This is a genomic window from Klebsiella sp. JN_Kp127, from assembly GCF_040062505.1.
In the GTDB taxonomy this organism is placed as follows: Bacteria; Pseudomonadota; Gammaproteobacteria; order Enterobacterales; family Enterobacteriaceae; genus Klebsiella; species Klebsiella quasipneumoniae.
Genome location: NZ_JBEAHS010000001.1, coordinates 63520 through 84057 on the forward strand (window position 1 = coordinate 63520; position 20538 = coordinate 84057).

At 57.6% G+C, this 20538-nt stretch carries 16 protein-coding genes; 12 read left to right on the forward strand and 4 right to left on the reverse strand.

Going from position 1 to position 20538, the window contains the following annotated elements:
* Positions 1-30: 30 nt before the first annotated feature.
* Positions 31-2178 carry a phosphate acetyltransferase gene (gene pta / locus ABLV04_RS00350; protein ID WP_032453599.1) on the reverse strand — a complete coding sequence of 716 codons (2148 nt, stop codon included), beginning with the start codon at positions 2176-2178 and terminating at the stop codon, positions 31-33.
* Positions 2179-2377: 199 nt separating this feature from the next.
* Positions 2378-3580 carry an acetate kinase gene (gene ackA / locus ABLV04_RS00355; protein ID WP_008803940.1) on the reverse strand — a complete coding sequence of 401 codons (1203 nt, stop codon included), beginning with the start codon at positions 3578-3580 and terminating at the stop codon, positions 2378-2380.
* 338 nt (positions 3581-3918) lie between these two features.
* On the opposite strand from ackA, the gene yfbV reads away from it, so the two are divergent.
* From yfbV to ABLV04_RS00375, 4 genes are all read left to right on the forward strand, one after another.
* Positions 3919-4374, forward strand: coding sequence for a terminus macrodomain insulation protein YfbV (yfbV, locus tag ABLV04_RS00360; RefSeq protein WP_002913194.1), 456 nt, complete (start codon positions 3919-3921; stop codon positions 4372-4374).
* An 87-nt stretch (positions 4375-4461) separates the two neighbouring features.
* The gene (locus tag ABLV04_RS00365) at positions 4462-4956 is read left to right on the forward strand and encodes a YfbU family protein (protein WP_023290515.1); all 495 of its coding nucleotides are present in this window, start codon (positions 4462-4464) and stop codon (positions 4954-4956) included.
* Between the two features lie 11 nt (positions 4957-4967).
* On the forward strand, positions 4968-5627 hold the full coding sequence (locus ABLV04_RS00370; RefSeq protein ID WP_180265815.1) for a sugar phosphatase: 660 nt from the start codon (positions 4968-4970) through the stop codon (positions 5625-5627).
* 76 nt (positions 5628-5703) lie between these two features.
* Complete coding sequence (locus ABLV04_RS00375; protein ID WP_044524269.1) at positions 5704-7536, forward strand: SLC13 family permease; 1833 nt, start codon at positions 5704-5706, stop codon at positions 7534-7536.
* Between the two features lie 45 nt (positions 7537-7581).
* Here ABLV04_RS00375 and yfbR read toward each other — a convergent pair whose 3' ends face one another.
* The gene (gene yfbR, locus ABLV04_RS00380) at positions 7582-8181 is read right to left on the reverse strand and encodes a 5'-deoxynucleotidase (protein ID WP_002913188.1); all 600 of its coding nucleotides are present in this window, start codon (positions 8179-8181) and stop codon (positions 7582-7584) included.
* Positions 8182-8262: 81 nt separating this feature from the next.
* Positions 8263-9480 (reverse strand): alanine transaminase AlaA, encoded by a 1218-nt coding sequence (alaA, locus tag ABLV04_RS00385; RefSeq protein WP_004201748.1) that lies wholly within the window; start codon positions 9478-9480, stop codon positions 8263-8265.
* Positions 9481-10357: 877 nt separating this feature from the next.
* Between alaA and ABLV04_RS00390 the strand changes: the two genes are divergently transcribed.
* The 8 genes from ABLV04_RS00390 (at position 10358) to nuoH (ending at position 20538) form a co-directional block, all read left to right on the forward strand.
* Positions 10358-11284, forward strand: a complete 927-nt coding sequence (locus tag ABLV04_RS00390; protein WP_032453594.1) for a LysR family transcriptional regulator — start codon at positions 10358-10360, stop codon at positions 11282-11284.
* A gap of 650 nt (positions 11285-11934) precedes the next feature.
* On the forward strand, positions 11935-12381 hold the full coding sequence (gene nuoA, locus ABLV04_RS00395; RefSeq protein ID WP_002913181.1) for an NADH-quinone oxidoreductase subunit NuoA: 447 nt from the start codon (positions 11935-11937) through the stop codon (positions 12379-12381).
* Between the two features lie 15 nt (positions 12382-12396).
* On the forward strand, positions 12397-13071 hold the full coding sequence (gene nuoB / locus ABLV04_RS00400; RefSeq protein ID WP_002913178.1) for an NADH-quinone oxidoreductase subunit NuoB: 675 nt from the start codon (positions 12397-12399) through the stop codon (positions 13069-13071).
* Positions 13072-13158: 87 nt separating this feature from the next.
* A complete protein-coding gene (gene nuoC / locus ABLV04_RS00405; RefSeq protein WP_004201746.1) occupies positions 13159-14967 on the forward strand; it encodes an NADH-quinone oxidoreductase subunit C/D in 1809 nt (602 codons plus the stop codon).
* A 2-nt stretch (positions 14968-14969) separates the two neighbouring features.
* On the forward strand, positions 14970-15470 hold the full coding sequence (gene nuoE, locus ABLV04_RS00410) for an NADH-quinone oxidoreductase subunit NuoE (RefSeq protein WP_002913160.1): 501 nt from the start codon (positions 14970-14972) through the stop codon (positions 15468-15470).
* On the forward strand, positions 15467-16804 hold the full coding sequence (gene nuoF, locus ABLV04_RS00415) for an NADH-quinone oxidoreductase subunit NuoF (RefSeq protein ID WP_104466564.1): 1338 nt from the start codon (positions 15467-15469) through the stop codon (positions 16802-16804). Before nuoE ends, nuoF begins: the two co-directional genes overlap by 4 nt.
* A gap of 33 nt (positions 16805-16837) precedes the next feature.
* Complete coding sequence (gene nuoG, locus ABLV04_RS00420; RefSeq protein ID WP_044524268.1) at positions 16838-19564, forward strand: NADH-quinone oxidoreductase subunit NuoG; 2727 nt, start codon at positions 16838-16840, stop codon at positions 19562-19564.
* Positions 19561-20538 carry an NADH-quinone oxidoreductase subunit NuoH gene (gene nuoH, locus ABLV04_RS00425; RefSeq protein ID WP_023290510.1) on the forward strand — a complete coding sequence of 326 codons (978 nt, stop codon included), beginning with the start codon at positions 19561-19563 and terminating at the stop codon, positions 20536-20538. Before nuoG ends, nuoH begins: the two co-directional genes overlap by 4 nt.

The window sequence follows — 20538 nt, forward strand, 5'->3', positions numbered from 1 at the left end:
GCTGCCTTTTGCTTTTCTCTCAGCGAGCGATTACTTCTGCTGCTGAGCTGACTGGATCGCGGTCAGTGCGATGGTGTAGACGATATCGTCTACCAGCGCGCCACGAGACAGATCGTTGACCGGCTTGCGCATACCCTGCAGCATCGGCCCGATGGAGATCAGGTCGGCAGAGCGTTGTACCGCTTTGTAAGTGGTGTTACCGGTGTTCAGATCCGGGAAGATGAACACGGTCGCGCGGCCAGCTACCGGCGAGTTCGGCGCTTTGGATTTCGCGACGTCAGCCATCACCGCGGCGTCATACTGCAGCGGGCCGTCGATCATCAGATCAGGACGTTTTTCCTGCGCCAGGCGGGTCGCTTCGCGGACTTTTTCTACATCGCTACCCGCGCCGGAAGTACCGGTGGAGTAGGAGAGCATCGCCACGCGCGGTTCGATGCCGAAGGCAATCGCGGAGTCAGCGGACTGAATCGCGATTTCCGCCAGCTGCTCTGCGGTCGGATCCGGGTTGATCGCGCAGTCGCCGTAAACGTAAACCTGTTCCGGCAGCAGCATGAAGAACACCGAAGAGACCAGCGAGCTGCCCGGTGCGGTTTTGATCAGCTGCAGCGGCGGACGAATGGTGTTGGCGGTGGTGTGTACCGCGCCGGACACCAGGCCGTCGACTTCGTCTTGTTCCAGCATCAGGGTGCCGAGAACCACGTTATCTTCCAGCTGCTCGCGGGCGACCGCTTCGGTCATGCCCTTGCTCTTACGCAGTTCGACCAGGCGAGCCACGTAGCTTTCGCGTACCACTTCCGGGTCGACGATTTCGATACCGGCGCCCAGCTCAACGCCCTGCGCTGCCGCAACGCGGTTGATCTCATCCGGGTTACCCAGCAGCACACAGGTGGCGATCCCGCGTTCGGCGCAGATAGCGGCGGCTTTCACGGTACGCGGCTCGTCGCCTTCCGGCAGAACCACGCGTTTGCCGGCTTTGCGCGCCAGCTCGGTCAGCTGGTAGCGGAAGGCTGGCGGGGAGAGACGACGGCTGCGCTCGGAGGTCGCGGTCAGCGATTCGATCCAGTCGGCGTTGATGTAGTTGGCGACGTATTCCTGAACTTTCTCAATGCGCTCGTGATCGTCAACCGGTACTTCGAGGTTGAAGCTCTGCAGGCTCAGGGAGGTCTGCCAGGTGTTGGTGTTGACCATGAATACCGGCAGGCCGGTGGCGAAGGCGCGTTCGCACAGCTTGCTGATGCGCGCGTCCATTTCATAGCCGCCGGTCAGCAGGATGGCGCCGATTTCCACGCCGTTCATCGCAGCCAGGCAGGCGGCAACCAGCACGTCAGGACGATCTGCGGAGGTCACCAGCAGCGAGCCCGCGCGGAAGTGCTCCAGCATGTGCGGGATGCTGCGCGCGCAGAAGGTCACGGATTTGACGCGGCGGGTGTTGATGTCGCCTTCATTGATGATGGTCGCATTCAGGTGATGGGCCATGTCGATCGCGCGGGTGGCGATCAGATCGAAGCTCCACGGTACGGCGCCCAGCACCGGCAGCGCGCTGCCGTTTTGCAGCTGAGCCGGGTCGATCTTCACAACTTTCGCTTTGGATGAGTCGTCGAAGATTTCTGACAGGTCAGGGCGGGTACGGCCCTGCTCGTCGACCGGCGCATTCAGTTTGTTGATGATAACGCCGGTGATGCTGGTGTTTTTCGCGCCGCCAAAGCTGTTGCGGGTCAGTTCAATACGCTCGTTCAGCTGTTCTGGCGTATCGGTGCCCTGCGACATCACGAAGACGATTTCCGCGTTCAGGGTTTTGGCGATTTCAAAGTTCAGCGCCTGGGCGAACTGATGCTTACGGGTCGGCACCAGGCCTTCCACCAGTACCACTTCCGCGTCCTGAGTGTTCGCGTGGTAGTTGGCGATGATCTCTTCCATCAGCACATCTTTCTGATTGCTGGAGAGCAGAGACTCAACGTGGTTCATCTTCAGCGGTTCAGCAGCGGTGGTGGTGGAGGAGCTGGCGCGAACGATGGTGGTGGTCTGGTCCGGGGCATCGCCGCCGGAGCGCGGCTGGGCGATAGGTTTAAAGACGCTCAGACGAACGCCTTTGCGTTCCATAGCGCGGATCACACCGAGGCTGACGCTGGTCAGGCCTACGCTGGTACCGGTAGGAATTAACATGATAGTACGGGACACGGTATATCCTCTTTCGTTACCGCCAGTATCAGGCGGGATACAAAACAGCACCACCAGCGACCTGTCATACTCCACGTTGCACGTGCGTTGGCTCTACTTGCTCACCCCGGTCGCGTACGCGCTGTACGCGCCGGGGATCTGCTGTGTCGCCGCCTTCCTGCAGCTCGAAGTATTGCGGGTCAGGGCTGGCGGTGTGGAATTATGCGGTCAGACGGCTGGCGTCTTGCGCGATGACCAGCTCTTCGTTGGTCGGGATAACCACGGCAGGACGGGTGCCTTCTTTGTTGATGAAGCCAGACTTGCCGAAGCGGGCAGCCAGGTTACGCTCATGGTCAACTTCAAAGCCCAGTACGCCCAGTTTGCCCAGCGACAGCTCACGCACCATCGCGGCGTTTTCACCGATGCCACCGGTGAAGATCACGGCGTCGAGACGGCCGTCCATCAGCGCGGTGTAGGAGCCGATGTATTTCGCCAGGCGGTGGCAGTAGACGTCCATCGCGCGTTTAGCGTCGGCTTTTTCCTGGTAGTTGTCTTCCACGTAGCGGCAGTCGCTGGTGACTTCGGTCAGGCCCAGCAGGCCGGACTCTTTGGTCAGCATTTTGTTGATGGCGTCAACGCTCATGCCCAGGGTGTCGTGCAGATGGAAGATGATGGCCGGATCGATATCGCCGGAGCGGGTACCCATCACCAGGCCTTCCAGCGGGGTCAGACCCATGGAGGTGTCAACGCACTTGCCGTTACGAATAGCGGAAACCGAACCACCGTTGCCGAGGTGGCAGGTGATGATGTTCAGCTCTTCAACCGGCTTGTTCAGGATCTTAGCGGCTTCCTGAGTCACGTAGAAGTGGCTGGTGCCGTGCGCGCCGTAACGACGAACGCCGTGCTCTTTGTACAGGCTGTACGGCAGGGCGTAGAGATAGGATTCTTCCGGCATGGTCTGGTGGAACGCCGTATCGAATACTGCCACGTTTTTGTCTTTCAGGTGCGGGAAGGATTTCAGCGCTTCAGCGATGCCGATCAGGTGTGCCGGGTTGTGCAGCGGGGCGAAGGACGCGGCGTCTTTAATGCCCTGAATCACGGACTCGTCGATGACTACGGAGCTGGTGTATTTTTCGCCGCCGTGGACGATACGGTGGCCGATTGCGGTCAGCTGAGCAGACAGTTCTGGTTTTTGTGCCAGAATAGTGTTAACGATAAAGTTCAGTGCTTCGCTGTGCGCGGCGCCCGCGCCTAATTCGGCTTCTTGTTTGCCGCCGTCAATTTTCCATTTGATACGGGCTTCCGGCAGGTGGAAGCATTCCGCTAAACCGGACAGGTATTCGTCGCCGTTCACGGCGTCAAGGATAGCAAATTTCAGAGAGGAGCTACCGCAGTTCAGAACCAGTACTAACTTACTCGACATGGAAGTACCTTTTTATGATACGTGGCTAAAAAAACGTCAGTGTGTCATTAGCGTAGCGCAGGATGACCTCGACATTTATGATTAACATCATGCCTTGTTCTGTTTTCAGGCACGATGAGATAAGTACATTTGATTTTATGCCATTTTGCATGATTTTCAGCCAATGGCAGAATATGCGATAATTTGACTAGCCTGGCAAAAGAGTCTATCCGCCCTTTCAGGCGGGCACAGGATACCTGATTGCGGCATCCTTTGCCAAAATCTTTTGAACGATGTCATGCATAGTTGGTGTTTTGCACGAATTTTTTAAGTTTTATATGTAAAGTTGAGGTAAAGCCATGTCGACCCCTGAGAAACGCCCCGTTAGCTTCTTTAGCTTGTTCAACCGCGGGCAGCACTACGCCAAGACCTGGCCTCTCGACAAGCGCCTCGCGCCGGTATTTATCGAAAACCGCATCATTCGTGCCACCCGCTACGCCATCCGCATCATGCCGCCGATCGCCATTTTCACCCTCTGCTGGCAGATAGCGCTGGGCGGCCAGCTGGGTCCCGCCGTGGCCACCGCGCTGTTTGCATTGAGCCTGCCGATGCAGGGGTTATGGTGGTTGGGTAAACGTTCAGTGACGCCGCTGCCGCCTTCCATTCTTAACTGGTTCTACGAAGTACGCGGCAAACTGCAGGAGGCGGGGCAGGCGCTGGCGCCTGTCGAAGGCAAGCCCGATTATCAGGCGCTGGCTGACACGCTTAAGCGCGCCTTCAAACAACTCGATAAAACTTTCCTTGATGATTTGTAATTCACTACGGAAAACGCATATAAAAGAAGGCGCATGATTTATGCGCCTTCTTTATTTCACGCCCTACCGTGCTACAGGAGTCACAACATGGAAATGACCAATGCGCAGCGTCTGATTTTATCCAATCAGTACAAAATGATGACGATGCTAGACCCGGACAATGCGGAGCGCTACCGTCGTCTGCAAACCATCATTGAGCGTGGGTATGGGCTGCAGATGCGTGAACTGGACCGCGAGTTCGGCCAGTTGACGGAAGAAACCTGCCGTACCGTTATCGACATCATGGAGATGTACCACGCGCTACACGTCTCCTGGACCAACCTGAAAGACGCGGAGGGTATCGACGAGCGTCGGGTTACCTTCCTCGGCTTTGATGCCGCCACCGAAGCGCGTTTTCTCGGCTACGTGCGCTTTATGGTCAATGTTGAAGGCCGTTACAGCCACTTTGACGCCGGCACCCATGGCTTTAACTCGCAGACCCCGATGTGGGAGAAATATCAGCGGATGCTGAGCGTCTGGCACGCCTGCCCGCGCCAGTATCATCTGAGCAGTAACGAAATTAACCAAATCATCAATGCCTGAGGGAGGTGCCCGTGCAGTGTAAAGGTTTCCTGTTCGATTTAGACGGGACGCTGGTGGATTCCTTGCCGGTGGTGGAGCGTTCATGGTGCAAGTGGGGGGATCGTTTCGCCATCGACCATGATGAAATTCTCAGTTTTATTCACGGCAAACAGGCCATTACCTCCATTCGCCATTTTATGCCGGGTCGCAGCGAGGAGGATATCCAGGCCGAATTCCGTTATCTCGAGCAGATGGAAGCCACTGATATCGAAGGCATCGTTGCCCTGCCGGGGGTGTTAGCCCTGCTGAATTCGCTCAATGAGGCTGGGATCCCGTGGGCGATTGTCACCTCCGGCTCGATTCCGGTTGCGCACGCGCGTCACCGCGCGGCGGGCCTGCCGATGCCGGAGGTGTTTGTCACCGCAGAGCAAGTGAAGCACGGCAAGCCGGCGCCGGACGCCTATCTGCTGGGCGCCGAGCGGTTGGGGCTGCCTGCCGGGGAGTGCGCGGTGGTGGAAGATGCGCCGGCGGGGCTGCTCTCCGGGCTGACGGCAGGCTGTCGCACCATCGCGGTCAAGGTGCCTGCCGATGCCCCCCGTCTGGATGAAGCCGACCTTGTGCTGAGCAGCCTGGAAGATCTGCTGGTTGAACGCCAGGCCGACGGCGTGGTGAATGTGCGTCTTAAAGCGTAAACCCATGATTTCGCCCCGCGTCGTCGGGGCTTTTTTATGCCACTATGTCGACTCCCACTTGTGACAAGGAAACGTTGTGAACGGTGAATTGATTTGGGTTTTATCCCTCCTGGCCATCGCGGTTGTGCTGTTTGCTACCGGCAAGGTGCGCATGGATGCTATCGCCCTGATGGTCATTGTCGCCTTTGTCCTCAGCGGCACGCTGACGCTGACCGAAGCTTTTTCCGGGTTCAGCGATCCTAACGTGATCCTGATTGCCGCCCTGTTTATTATCGGCGACGGCCTCGTGCGTACCGGGGTAGCCACCAAGATGGGCGCCTGGCTGGTGAGCGTAGCAGGCAACAGCGAAACCAAAATGCTGATCTACCTGATGCTCACCGTCGCCGGGCTGGGCGCGTTTATGAGCTCCACCGGCGTGGTCGCCATTTTCATTCCGGTGGTCCTTAGCGTCTCGGCGCGGATGAATACCTCCCCCTCGCGGCTGATGATGCCGCTGAGCTTCGCCGGGCTTATCAGCGGGATGATGACCCTGGTGGCGACGCCGCCCAACCTGGTGGTCAACAGCGAACTGCTGCGCGAAGGGCTGCACGGCTTCAGTTTTTTCAGCGTCACGCCGATTGGCCTGGTGGTGCTGATCCTGGGCATCGTCTATATGCTGGCGGTGCGCTTTATGCTGAAGACGGATAATGGCGAATCCGCGCGCGATGGACGAAAAAGAAGCACCTTCCGCGATTTGATTCGCGAATATCACCTCACCGGCCGCGCCCGCCGGCTGGCGATCCGACCCGGTTCGCCGATGATCGGTCAGCGGCTGGATGATTTAAAGCTGCGTGAGCGCTACTGTGCCAACGTCATCGGCGTTGAGCGCTGGCGGCGGTTCCGTCGAGTGATTGTTAACGTCAACGGGGTATCGGAATTTCGCGCCCGCGACGTCCTGCTGATCGATATGTCCGCCTCCGATGTCGACCTGCGCCAGTTCTGCGGCGAGCAAATGCTCGAGCCGATGGTGCTGCGCGGCGAGTATTTTGCCGATCAGGCGCTGGATGTGGGGATGGCGGAGGTGGCGCTGATCCCGGATTCAGAGATGATAGGCAAAACGGTGCGTGAGATAGCCTTCCGCACCCGGTTTGGTCTCAATATCGTCGGCATGAAGCGCGATGGCAAAGCGATGGATGGTTCCGTGGTCGATGAGCCGCTGCAGCTCGGCGATATCCTGCTGGTGGTCGGCAACTGGCGGCAAATTGCCCTGCTGGCGAAGCGCGGTCGGGATTTCGTGGTGCTCAATATGCCGGTTGAGGTCGATGACGCTTCGCCGGCCCACAGCCAGGCTCCGCACGCGATTTTCTGTCTGGTGCTGATGGTGGCCCTGATGCTGACGGATGAAATCCCCAACCCTATCGCCGCGATCATCGCCTGTCTGCTGATGGGCAAATTCCGCTGCATCAACGCCGAAAGCGCCTACAAGGCGATCCACTGGCCGAGCATTATTCTGATTGTCGGGATGATGCCGTTTGCCCTGGCCTTGCAGAAAACCGGTGGGGTGGATCTGGTGGTCAAGGGACTGATGGACGTTGCCGGAGGCGAGGGGCCTTATCTGATGCTCGGCTGCCTGTTTGTGATGTGCGCGGCGATAGGCCTGTTTATCTCTAACACGGCCACCGCTGTGCTGATGGCGCCTATTGCCTTAGCGGCGGCGAAGTCGATGGGCGTGTCGCCCTATCCCTTTGCCATGGTGGTGGCGATGGCGGCTTCGGCGGCGTTTATGACCCCGGTCTCCTCGCCGGTCAACACCCTGGTGCTTGGCCCGGGTAAGTATTCCTTCAGCGACTTTGTAAAGATTGGCGTGCCCTTTACCGTGCTGGTAATGGTGGTCTGCGTCCTGCTGATCCCGGTGCTCTTCCCGTTTTAAGGTATGCAGGCCGGGTAGGGGGCGACCGCGGCCCGGCCTGAAAAATTACAGCGGCGAATCCTGGCTGATTTCATCCAGCGACAGCTGGAAGCTCGGGACAAACACCTGCATAAAGTAATCCATCTCCGCGCTGCGCCGCGACGCCAGCGTTTTTTCCAGACGGCCTTTGGCCAGCAGAAATTCGTTGTTGCCCGCCGACAGCTCTTCGAGGCATTTCAGGTAGGCGCAGAGGGCGTCAGCCTGTTTGACGATCGACTGCTCTTCCTCACTGTAGTGATGCTCGTCAATCAGCGGTTCGAAAATATCGCGCAGCTCGTCAGGCACCATATCCACCAGCTTCTGCTGGGCGATTTTCTCAATCGCCTTATATTCCTGGGCAATCTGCGAATTGAAATATTTCACCGGAGTAGGGAGATCGCCAGTTAAGACTTCCGAGGCGTCATGGTACATCGCTAACAAGGCGATACGCTCGGCGTTGACCTGGCCGCCGAATTTGCGGTTTTTGATCGCCGCCAGCGCGTGGGCGACCATCGCCACCTGCAGGCTGTGCTCGGAGACATTTTCAGTGCGCACGTTGCGCATCAGCGGCCAGCGGTTAATCAGTTTCAGACGGGAGAGGTGGGCAAAGAAATGACTCTGACTCATAGGAACCCTTAATCAGTGACAACATCGGGTTCCATTGTGCGCAGGGATCGCCGCCGGATGCAAATGCCGGCGGCGGCACGATTACAGCTGATGGTAGCCGGAGAGGAAGCGGCCGAAGCGGGAGATCGCCATCTCCAGGTCGTCTTCGCGAGGCAGGGTCACAATGCGTACGTGATCCGGCCACGGCCAGTTAAAGGCAGTACCCTGCACCAGCAGCACTTTCTCCTGCAGCAGGAAATCGAGCACCATTTTCTGGTCATCGTGAATATTGAAGCGTTTGGCGTCGATTTTCGGGAACATGTACAGCGCGCCTTTTGGCTTCATGCAGGAGACGCCCGGAATATCGTTGATCAACTCCCAGGCGCGGTTGCGCTGTTCATACAGACGCCCGCCGGGAATGATGAATTCGCTGATACTCTGGTAGCCGCCCAGCGCCGTCTGGATAGCATGCTGGGCCGGCACGTTGGCGCACAGACGCATCGACGCCAGCATTTCCAGTCCTTCGATATAGCCTTTCGCATGTTTTTTCGGGCCATTCAGCACCATCCAGCCCTGACGGAAGCCGGCGACGCGGTAAGTTTTCGACAGTCCGTTGAAGGTCACCGTCAGCAGATCGGGCGCCAGAGCGGCGATCGAGTGATGCTGGGCTTCGTCGTAGAGGATCTTGTCGTAGATCTCATCGGCGAAAATAATCAGGTTGTGCTGGCGGGCGATCTCCACGATCTCCTGCAGCAGCTCTTTGGAATAGACCGCGCCGGTGGGGTTGTTGGGGTTGATGATCACGATCCCGCGGGTGCGAGGCGTAATTTTAGCGCGGATATCGTCAAGATCCGGGAACCAGTCAGAGGATTCGTCACACAGATAGTGCACCGCTTTACCGCTGGAAAGGGACACCGCCGCCGTCCACAGCGGGTAGTCCGGGGCGGGAACCAGCATCTCATCGCCGCTGTTTAACAGCGCCTGCATCGCCTGGACAATCAGTTCGGACACGCCGTTGCCGATGTAAATATCTTCCACGGTGACATCGCGCATTCCCCGCGCCTGGTAATGCTGCATGATGGCTTTACGCGCCGAGTACAATCCTTTCGAATCGCAGTAACCCTGGGCGGTAGGCAGATTGCGGATGACGTCGACGAGGATCTCGTCAGGGGCTTCGAAGCCGAAGGGCGCCGGGTTGCCGATGTTCAGTTTCAGAACCTTATTGCCTTCTTCTTCAAGACGTTTCGCTTCTTTCAGAACCGGGCCGCGGATGTCATAACAGACGTTCTCTAACTTGCTGGATTTTTCGATGGGGGACATGAATCTTGACCTTTTAGCTGTTATCGCCACTCCCTGCCGTGGAAGTCAGCACGGAACAATGTACTCCGCCTCCCCGCTGTTTTGAAGGCTTTGCAGGAGAAGATTTTGTTAACGCAGGATTTTAAGCGTAATTGATTTATCTGCTGCTTGCTGATTTTTCCTGTGGTTTATGCCTTTTCATGGCATTTTTTCGGTCGTCTATGTTGAGGTAGTGCCTTTTTTACCATCATTTATCTGGTTTGTTTGTCGGGTAAACGGAGGGGCTGAAGAATGGATGGCCGCAAAAAAACGCTATCCTTAATGTAATAGCGGTTGATTTGTAATCTTGATGTTAAGTAATTTTAATAAAAAACTGTGCGCAAGCGCATTATTATTATTTTTGACAGGTAATAATCTGAGGTTTGTTAATTTATATTAAATGTTGAAAAAAATTTAAAATTAACTCAGTTAATCCTTATTAAGGCTTATAAAAAGGATGGGAATCGGTTAGAATATCGCCGTTAATATCAGTTCTAGTCGGTATGATTTACGGCTGAATTGGTATCTAATATATTGTTATTACAGAATTTTATTGTTCGTTTTTCGCCAAAAAAGACGTCCGGCGAAAGAGAGGCTTTCTCACCACCACTGTGCGATTTCCCGGGGCGACGTATGACGCCTTGCTGGCCGTGGTAATTAATAATAATGAGGAATACGAACAATATATTACTCCGGTGTTCTGCGCATTTGCTCAGATGAGTACTTTGGCATGTAATAACGTTCGTCCAGTTGTTTATCCGCCATCTGACGGTGAGCACAAGGCTCAGGGAATAGCCGGAAACCTGGCGTAAAGCATCAACAAGGCAGGTCAGCGTTAGCCACCTGTAAGTGAAGAAAGATGATTAATACAACACGTCCGATACTCAACCTCGATCTCGATCTGCTGCGCACCTTTGTAGCCGTCGCTGATTTGAACACCTTCGCCGCCGCCGCCGCCGCAGTGTGCCGTACCCAGTCCGCGGTCAGCCAGCAAATGCAACGCCTGGAGCAGCTGGTTGGCAAGGAGCTTTTCGCTCGTCACGGACGCAATAAACTGCTGACCGAGCAGGGCATCCAGCTGCTGGGCTATGCCCGCAAAATCCTGCGCTTTAACGATGAAGCCTGCATGTCGCTGATGTATGGCAGTCTGCAGGGGGGACTGACTATCGGCGCGTCGGAAGAAACCGCTGATACTATCCTGCCGTTTCTGTTAAACCGCATCGGCTGCTTCTATCCCAGAATGACGCTGGAGATTAAAGTCCATCCCCACGCCGTCATCATGGCGATGCTGAGCGGGGGAGAGGTCGATCTGGCATTAACCACCCATCAGCTTCCCGGTTTTACCGCTTTTACGCTGAGAACGTCGCCTACCCTCTGGTACTGTGCGGCGGACTACGTGCTGGCGAAAGGGGAGTCGATCCCCCTGATCCTGCTCGAAGAGCCTGGCCCGTTCCGTGAGGACATCATCGCCGCGCTGGAGGCTGCCCGCGTCTCCTGGCATCTGGCCCACGGCGCCTCGTCGCTCTCCGGGGTGAAAGCGGCAGTGAAAGCCGGGCTGGGGGTCACCGCGCGTCCGGTCGAAATGATGAGCCCGGATTTGCGCGTGGCCGGCATTAGCGATGGCCTGCCGGTCCTGCCGGATACCCGGTACGTCGTCAGCTGCAATCCGCAGACGGTGAGCGAACTACCGCAGGCGATTTTTCAGTCTCTGAGCCAGGAGAGCGATCCCTGGCGCGCGGGGCCGGCACTTACTCCGGAAGAGGGAGGAAGCACCTTCATTTTGTGAGGTTATTTTGCTAACAAAGATCACAAAAACTGGTAACAGAATGTAAGTGTCCAAAAAGAGCCTCAGGGGTGGGTTTCTCGTCTGGTGGCTCTTTTTTTTGCACTCTTATTGATGTTTTGAATCTTTTTTTTATTTCTTTGCAGAAAAATCAGCATATTGGCGTGACCGGACGCTCACCTTGCCGACTTTTTCCTGCACTTTCAACACTTCCTGCTAATGTTAAAAAACCGGATGGATTGTTGCCGATTTCCTGGGGTAATTAACAAAACCGTGTCGCAGATCAAGAAAATACCCCTCTTTGGGGGGAGGAATCGAGGCTAAATCCTGTCAAAATAGCAGGGATTTTTGATTTACGACGGAAACGGACACGATTCAACAACACTAAAACCGAACAGTATGCAAGGTTATTTCGCATAAAAGGGCATTTAATGTTAATGAAAAGATTCCAATGTAAATTAATGTTATGAAAACTTTTGTTAAAGTTGACAAAAGGTTAAAGAAAGGGGTAAAAAGCCACGGCATCTGGGCTTCTCACATCTTCCAGGGACGCTTTTTTGCACGGTTATTTTTTATTCCTCCCGTGAAACGCTGTGGCGTTCATCTGCCAGTAAGAGCAGAGGGTTTTGGCGCTACACTTTTTTGGTTAAGCAATGCGTATGTCAACATCCACTGAAGTCATCGCTCATCACTGGGCATTCGCTATATTTCTCATCATCGCTATCGGTCTGTGCTGCCTGATGCTCGTCGGCGGCTGGTACCTTGGCGGTCGCGCGCGCGCGCGTAGCAAAAACACGCCGTTTGAATCGGGGATCGACTCCGTTGGTTCGGCCCGCTTACGTCTTTCTGCGAAGTTTTATCTGGTTGCCATGTTCTTCGTGATCTTCGACGTGGAAGCCCTGTATCTCTACGCATGGTCGACCTCCATCCGCGAGAGCGGCTGGGTCGGCTTTGTGGAAGCCGCAATTTTCATTTTAGTGCTACTGGCTGGTCTGGTTTATCTCGTTCGCATCGGCGCACTGGACTGGACGCCTGCGCGTTCCCGTCGCACGCTGGTTAACCCGGAAACAGACAGTCCCACTAACCGTCATATGCAGTAAAAGCGAGGCAATAAGATGGATTATACGCTCACCCGCATAGATCCTAACGGTGAGAACGACCGTTACCCCCTGCAGAAACAGGAGATCGTTACCGACCCCCTGGAGCAGGAAGTCAACAAAAGCGTGTATATGGGGAAACTCGAACACGCGCTGCATGACATGGTGAACTGGGGCCGTAAGAACTCAATTTGGCCGTATAACTTCGGCCTTTCTTGCTGTTATGTGGAAATGGTGACGTCATTCACTGCGGTGCATGACGTTGCGCGCTTTGGGGCCGAAGTTCTGCGCGCCTCTCCGCGTCAGGCGGACCTGATGGTGGTCGCCGGAACCTGCTTCACCAAAATGGCGCCGGTTATTCAGCGTCTCTATGATCAGATGCTGGAGCCGAAGTGGGTGATCTCCATGGGCGCCTGCGCGAACTCCGGCGGCATGTACGACATCTATTCCGTCGTCCAGGGCGTGGATAAATTCATTCCGGTCGATGTGTACATCCCGGGCTGTCCGCCGCGTCCGGAGGCCTATATGCAGGCGCTGATGCTGCTGCAGGAGTCCATTGGTAAAGAACGTCGTCCGCTCTCATGGGTGGTTGGCGATCAGGGCGTCTATCGCGCCAATATGCAGTCGGAACGCGAGCGTAAACGCGGCGAACGTATTGCAGTGACCAATCTGCGGACGCCGGACGAGATTTAATTTGCGCCTGCGGGCGGGAGAACCACTTCGCAAATCAATCTACAACAGCGCGAAGTCTCGCCCGGCAGTCACCACGGACCTTTTGCAATGGTGAACAATATGACCGATTTAACCGCGCATGACGCCGCACCAGCCTGGCAAACCCGCGATCACCTTGATGACCCGGTGATCGGCGAACTGCGCAACCGCTTTGGGCCGGATGCCTTTACCGTTCAGCCAACCCGTACCGGCGTACCGGTGGTATGGGTCAAGCGCGAGCAGCTGCTTGAGGTGGGTGATTTCCTGAAGAAATTGCCGAAGCCTTACGTGATGCTGTTTGACCTGCACGGCATGGACGAACGTCTGCGCACGCACCGCGATGGCCTGCCCGCCGCGGATTTTTCCGTTTTCTATCACCTGATTTCCATCGACCGCAACCGCGACATCATGCTCAAGGTGGCGCTGTCTGAAAACGATCTGCATCTGCCGACCTTCACCAAACTGTTCCCCAACGCCAACTGGTATGAGCGTGAAACCTGGGAAATGTTTGGTATTACCTTCGATGGCCACCCGAACCTGCGTCGCATCATGATGCCGCCGACCTGGGAAGGCCACCCGCTGCGTAAAGACTACCCGGCGCGCGCCACCGAATTCGATCCGTTTGAGCTGACCAAAGCCAAACAGGATCTGGAGATGGAAGCGCTGACTTTCAAACCGGAAGAGTGGGGCATGAAGCGCGGCACCGACAACGAGGACTTCATGTTCCTCAACCTCGGTCCGAACCACCCCTCCGCGCACGGTGCGTTCCGCATTATTCTGCAGCTGGATGGCGAAGAGATCGTCGACTGCGTGCCGGACATCGGTTACCACCACCGCGGCGCCGAGAAGATGGGCGAGCGCCAGTCCTGGCACAGCTACATCCCGTACACCGACCGTATCGAATACCTTGGCGGTTGCGTCAACGAGATGCCGTACGTGCTGGCTGTGGAAAAACTGGCCGGGATCACCGTGCCGGATCGCGTCAACGTGATCCGCGTAATGCTCTCCGAACTGTTCCGCATCAACAGCCACCTGCTGTATATCTCTACCTTTATTCAGGACGTCGGCGCGATGACCCCGGTCTTCTTCGCCTTTACCGATCGGCAGAAAATCTACGATCTGGTGGAAGCGATCACCGGTTTCCGTATGCACCCGGCGTGGTTCCGCATCGGCGGCGTCGCGCACGATCTGCCGCGCGGCTGGGATCGTCTGCTGCGTGAGTTCCTCGAGTGGATGCCGAAGCGTCTGGACTCCTATGAAAAAGCCGCCCTGCGCAACACCATTCTGAAGGGCCGTTCCGTCGGCGTGGCAGCCTATACCGCTAAAGAGGCGCTGGAGTGGGGCACCACTGGCGCAGGCCTGCGCGCCACCGGTATCGGCTTCGACGTGCGTAAATGGCGTCCTTATTCTGGCTATGAAAACTTCGACTTCGAAGTCCCGACCGGGGGCGGCGTCTCTGACTGCTACACCCGCGTGATGCTGAAAGTCGAAGAGCTGCGCCAGAGCCTGCGCATTCTTCAGCAGTGCCTCGACAATATGCCGGAAGGGCCGTTCAAAGCGGATCACCCGCTGACCACGCCGCCGCCGAAAGAGCGCACGCTGCAGCATATCGAAACCCTGATCACCCACTTCCTGCAGGTATCGTGGGGCCCGGTCATGCCGGCCAACGAATCCTTCCAGATGATTGAGGCGACCAAGGGGATTAACAGTTACTACCTGACCAGCGACGGCAGCACCATGAGCTACCGTACCCGCGTCCGCACGCCGAGCTTTGCGCACCTGCAGCAGATCCCGTCGGCGATCCGCGGCAGCCTGGTATCCGACCTGATCGTCTATCTGGGTAGTATCGATTTTGTTATGTCAGACGTGGACCGCTAATTATGCACGAGAATCAACAACCACAAACCGAGGCTTTTGAGCTGAGTGCGGCAGAGCGTGAGGCTATTGAGCACGAGAAGCACCACTACGAAGACCCGCGTGCGGCGTCCATCGAAGCGCTGAAAATCGTTCAGAAACAGCGCGGCTGGGTGCCGGATGGCGCGATCTACGCCATTGCCGATGTGCTGGGCATCCCGGCCAGCGACGTCGAAGGCGTGGCGACGTTCTACAGCCAGATTTTCCGCCAGCCGGTTGGCCGTCACGTGATCCGCTACTGCGACAGCGTGGTGTGCCACATTACCGGCTATCAGGGAATTCAGGCCGCCATCGAGAAGAAGCTGAACATCAAGCCAGGGCAGACCACCTTTGATGGCCGCTTTACCCTGCTGCCGACCTGCTGCCTGGGCAACTGCGACAAGGGACCGACCATGATGATTGATGAGGACACTCACAGCCATCTGACGCCGGAGGCAATTCCTGACCTGCTGGAGCAGTACAAATGAAAACCGTAATTCGTACTGCGGAAACGCATCCGCTCACCTGGCGCCTGCGCGACGACAAGCAGCCGGTCTGGCTGGACGAGTATCGCAGCAAAAATGGCTATGAAGGGGCGCGAAAAGCGCTGACCGGCATGGCGCCGGACGAGATCGTCACGGCGGTAAAAGACGCTGGCCTGAAAGGGCGCGGCGGCGCGGGCTTCTCCACCGGTCTGAAGTGGAGTCTGATGCCGAAAGACGAGTCCATGAATATCCGTTACCTGCTGTGTAACGCCGATGAAATGGAGCCGGGCACCTATAAAGACCGCCTGCTGATGGAGCAACTGCCGCACCTGCTGGTGGAAGGCATGCTGATCTCCGCGTTTGCGCTGAAGGCCTACCGCGGCTACATCTTCCTGCGCGGAGAGTATATCGAAGCGGCCCAGCATCTGCGCCGCGCGATTGCCGAAGCCACCGAGGCGGGCCTGCTGGGGAAAAACATCTTCGGCACCGGTTTTGACTTCGAGCTGTTTGTCCACACCGGGGCAGGGCGCTATATCTGCGGCGAAGAGACGGCGCTGATTAACTCCCTGGAAGGTCGCCGCGCTAACCCGCGCTCCAAGCCGCCGTTCCCGGCGAGCTCCGGCGTGTGGGGTAAGCCGACCTGCGTCAACAACGTGGAAACCCTGTGCAACGTGCCGGCGATTTTGGCCAACGGCGTTGAGTGGTACCAGAACATCTCCACCAGTAAAGATGCCGGCACCAAGCTGATGGGCTTCTCCGGCCGCGTAAAGAACCCGGGCGTCTGGGAGCTGCCGTTCGGCACCACTGCCCGCGAGATCCTGGAAGATTACGCCGGCGGCATGCGCGATGGCCTGAAGTTTAAAGCCTGGCAGCCGGGTGGGGCAGGGACCGACTTCCTCACCGAAGCGCACCTCGATCTGCCGATGGAGTTCGAAAGCATTGGTAAAGCGGGCAGCCGTCTGGGCACCTCGCTGGCGATGGCCGTTGACCACGAGATCAACATGGTCTCGCTGGTGCGCAACCTCGAAGAGTTCTTCGCCCGCGAGTCCTGCGGCTGGTGTACGCCGTGCCGCGATGGGCTGCCGTGGAGCGTGAAGATCCTGCGCGCCCTGGAGCGCGGCGAAGGCCAGCCTGGCGATATCGAAACCCTTGAGCAACTGTGTCGATTCCTGGGCCCGGGTAAAACCTTCTGCGCGCACGCGCCGGGCGCGGTTGAGCCGCTGCAGAGCGCGATTAAATATTTCCGCGAAGAATTCGAGGCTGGCATTAAGCAGCAGTTCAGCAATACCCATGCAATCAACGGGATTCAGCCGAACCTGCTTAAGACGCGCTGGTAATCTAAAGGTTTTTTTATTTTTGGAAGCACGCTAATGGCTACGATTCATGTAGACGGCAAAGAATACGAGGTCAACGGAGCGGACAACCTGCTGGAGGCTTGTCTCTCTCTTGGGCTTGATATTCCCTACTTTTGCTGGCACCCGGCGCTAGGGAGCGTCGGTGCTTGCCGCCAGTGTGCGGTGAAGCAATATCAGAACGCGGAAGACACGCGTGGTCGCCTGGTGATGTCCTGTATGACTCCGGCATCCGACGGCACCTTTATTTCTATCGACGATGGCGAAGCGAAGCAGTTCCGCGAAAGCGTGGTGGAGTGGCTGATGACCAACCACCCGCACGACTGCCCGGTCTGCGAAGAGGGCGGCAACTGCCACCTGCAGGATATGACGGTGATGACCGGCCATAGCTTCCGCCGCTATCGTTTTACCAAGCGTACCCACCGCAATCAGGATCTGGGGCCGTTTATTTCTCACGAAATGAACCGCTGCATCGCCTGCTACCGCTGCGTGCGCTACTACAAAGATTATGCCGACGGCACCGATCTGGGCGTCTATGGCGCCCACGACAACGTCTACTTCGGCCGCCCGGAAGATGGCACCCTGGAGAGTGAATTCTCCGGCAACCTGGTGGAAGTCTGCCCGACCGGCGTCTTCACCGATAAAACCCACTCCGAGCGCTATAACCGTAAATGGGACATGCAGTTTGCGCCGAGCATCTGCCAGCAGTGTTCCATCGGCTGTAACATCAGTCCGGGCGAACGCTATGGCGAACTGCGTCGTATCGAAAACCGTTATAACGGGACCGTTAACCGCTACTTCCTCTGCGACCGCGGTCGTTTCGGCTATGGCTACGTGAACCTGAAAGACCGTCCGCGTCAGCCGGTTCAGCGCCGCGGCGACGATCTGATTACCCTCAACGCCGAGCAGGCGATGCAGGGCGCGGCGGATATTCTGCGCCAGTCGAAGAAAGTGATCGGCATCGGCTCCCCGCGCGCCAGCATTGAAAGCAACTTCGCGCTGCGCGAACTGGTGGGCGCCGACAACTTCTATACCGGCATCGCCAAAGGCGAACAAGCGCGCCTGCAGATGATGCTGAAAGTGCTGCGCGAAGGTGGGATCCACACCCCAAGCCTGCGCGATATCGAATCCTACGACGCGGTACTGGTGCTGGGCGAAGACATTACCCAGACCGGCGCGCGCGTCGCGCTGGCGGTGCGTCAGGCGGTGAAAGGGAAAGCACGCGAAATGGCGGCGGCGCAGAAAGTGGCCGACTGGCAGATCGCCGCGATCCTCAACATCGGCCAGCGCGCCAAACACCCGCTATTCGTCACCAACATCGATGACACCCGCCTGGATGACATCGCCGCGTGGACCTACCGCGCGCCGGTGGAAGATCAGGCGCGTCTCGGCTTCGCCATCGCCCATGCGCTGGACGATAGCGCGCCGGCGGTTGACGGCCTGAGCCGCGAACTGCAGGGGAAAGTCGATGTCATCGTCCAGGCGCTGGCCGGGGCGAAAAAACCACTGATTATTTCCGGAACCAACGCCGGCAGCATGGAGATCATCCAGGCCGCCGCTAACGTGGCGAAAGCCCTGAAAGGCCGCGGCGCCGACGTCGGCGTGACGATGGTTGCCCGCGCGGTGAACAGCGTCGGTCTGGGTATGATCGGCGGCGGCTCGCTTGAAGAGGCGCTGGACGAACTGGAAAGCGGCGCCGCAGACGCGGTTATCGTGCTGGAAAACGACCTTCACCGTCATGCTTCCGCCGCCCGCGTCGACGCAGCGCTCTCCAAAGCGCCGCTGGTGATGGTGGTTGACCATCAGCGCACGGCGATTATGGACAAAGCGCACCTGGTGCTCTCCGCGGCAAGCTTTGCGGAAAGCGACGGTACCGTGGTCAACAACGAAGGCCGCGCTCAGCGCTTCTTCCAGGTCTACGACCCGGCCTACTACGACGCGAAAACCGTCATGCTGGAAAGCTGGCGCTGGCTGCATTCCCTGCACAGCACCGTTAACAACCGTCAGGTTGACTGGACGCAGCTGGACCACGTCATCGATGCCGCGATTGCCGCCCTGCCGCAGCTGGCGGGCATTAAAGACGCCGCGCCGGATGCGACCTTCCGCATTCGCGGGCAGAAGCTGGCGCGTGAACCGCACCGCTACAGCGGCCGCACGGCGATGCGCGCCAACATCAGCGTCCACGAACCGCGTCAGCCGCAGGATAAAGACACCATGTTCGCCTTCTCCATGGAAGGGAACAACCAGCCGTCCGCCCCGCGTTCGCAGATCCCGTTCGCCTGGGCGCCGGGCTGGAACTCCCCGCAGGCATGGAACAAGTTCCAGGATGAAGTGGGCGGGAAACTGCGCCACGGCGATCCGGGCGTCCGTCTGTTTGAAGCGTCCGCCAGCGGGCTGGAATACTTCACGGCGGTGCCGGCCAGCTTCCAGGCGGAAGACGGGAAATGGCGTATCGCGCCGTACTACCACCTGTTTGGCAGCGATGAGCTGTCGCAGCGCGCGCCGGTGTTCCAGAGCCGGATGCCTGAGCCGTACATCAAGCTGAACCCGGCGGATGCCGCGAAGCTTGGCGTCAACGCCGGGGCGATGCTCTCCTTTAGCGTGGAAGGCCAGACCCTGCGTCTGCCGCTGGTTATCTCTGAAGGTCTGACCGCAGGACAGGTTGGCTTACCGATGGGCATGCCGGGCATTGCGCCGGTACTGACCGGATCGCGTATTGATTCACTGCAGGAGGCGAAAGCATGAGCTGGTTAACGCCGGATCTTATCGACATTCTGTTAAGCATCCTGAAGGCCGTGGTCATTCTGCTGGTGGTGGTCACCTGCGGCGCGTTCATGAGCTTCGGCGAGCGTCGTCTGCTCGGTCTGTTCCAGAACCGCTACGGGCCAAACCGGGTGGGCTGGGGCGGTTCGCTGCAGCTGGTCGCCGACATGATCAAAATGTTCTTTAAAGAGGACTGGGTTCCGCGCTTCTCGGATCGCGTGATCTTTACTCTGGCGCCGGTGATCGCCTTTACTTCGCTGCTGCTGGCCTTCGCCATTGTGCCGGTCAGCCCGACGTGGGTGGTGGCCGATCTGAACATCGGGATCCTGTTCTTCCTGATGATGGCAGGCCTGGCGGTATACGCGGTGCTGTTCGCCGGTTGGTCGAGCAACAACAAATACTCCCTGCTGGGGGCGATGCGTGCTTCCGCGCAGACCCTGAGCTACGAAGTGTTCCTCGGCCTCTCCCTGATGGGCGTGGTGGCGCAGGCGGGGTCATTCAACATGACCGATATCGTCAACAACCAGGCGCATCTGTGGAACGTTATTCCGCAGTTCTTCGGCTTCGTGACGTTCGCCATCGCCGGCGTGGCGGTGTGTCACCGTCACCCGTTCGACCAGCCGGAAGCGGAGCAGGAGCTGGCCGATGGTTACCACATTGAATATTCCGGCATGAAGTTCGGTCTGTTCTTCGTCGGTGAATACATCGGTATCGTCACCGTTTCAGCGCTGATCGTCACGCTGTTCTTCGGCGGCTGGAATGGCCCGTGGTTACCTCCTTTCATCTGGTTCGCGCTGAAAACCGCGTTCTTCATGATGATGTTCATTTTGATCCGCGCATCATTACCGCGTCCGCGCTATGACCAGGTAATGTCCTTTGGCTGGAAGGTATGCCTGCCGTTAACGCTGGTCAACTTGTTGGTAACGGCGGCTGTCATTCTCTGGCAGGCGCAATAA

Bases quoted from the DNA above. Each gene is read 5' to 3' on its own strand.
- nuoB (WP_002913178.1), top strand. From the start codon at position 12,397: ATGGATTATACGCTCACCCGCATAGATCCTAACGGTGAGAACGACCGT.
- alaA (WP_004201748.1), bottom strand. From the start codon at position 9,480: ATGTCCCCCATCGAAAAATCCAGCAAGTTAGAGAACGTCTGTTATGAC.
- nuoG (WP_044524268.1), top strand. From the start codon at position 16,838: ATGGCTACGATTCATGTAGACGGCAAAGAATACGAGGTCAACGGAGCG.
- nuoA (WP_002913181.1), top strand. From the start codon at position 11,935: ATGCGTATGTCAACATCCACTGAAGTCATCGCTCATCACTGGGCATTC.
- nuoF (WP_104466564.1), top strand. From the start codon at position 15,467: ATGAAAACCGTAATTCGTACTGCGGAAACGCATCCGCTCACCTGGCGC.
- ABLV04_RS00390 (WP_032453594.1), top strand. From the start codon at position 10,358: ATGATTAATACAACACGTCCGATACTCAACCTCGATCTCGATCTGCTG.
- yfbR (WP_002913188.1), bottom strand. From the start codon at position 8,181: ATGAGTCAGAGTCATTTCTTTGCCCACCTCTCCCGTCTGAAACTGATT.
- yfbV (WP_002913194.1), top strand. From the start codon at position 3,919: ATGTCGACCCCTGAGAAACGCCCCGTTAGCTTCTTTAGCTTGTTCAAC.
- nuoH (WP_023290510.1), top strand. From the start codon at position 19,561: ATGAGCTGGTTAACGCCGGATCTTATCGACATTCTGTTAAGCATCCTG.
- nuoE (WP_002913160.1), top strand. From the start codon at position 14,970: ATGCACGAGAATCAACAACCACAAACCGAGGCTTTTGAGCTGAGTGCG.
- nuoC (WP_004201746.1), top strand. From the start codon at position 13,159: ATGGTGAACAATATGACCGATTTAACCGCGCATGACGCCGCACCAGCC.
- ackA (WP_008803940.1), bottom strand. From the start codon at position 3,580: ATGTCGAGTAAGTTAGTACTGGTTCTGAACTGCGGTAGCTCCTCTCTG.
- ABLV04_RS00365 (WP_023290515.1), top strand. From the start codon at position 4,462: ATGGAAATGACCAATGCGCAGCGTCTGATTTTATCCAATCAGTACAAA.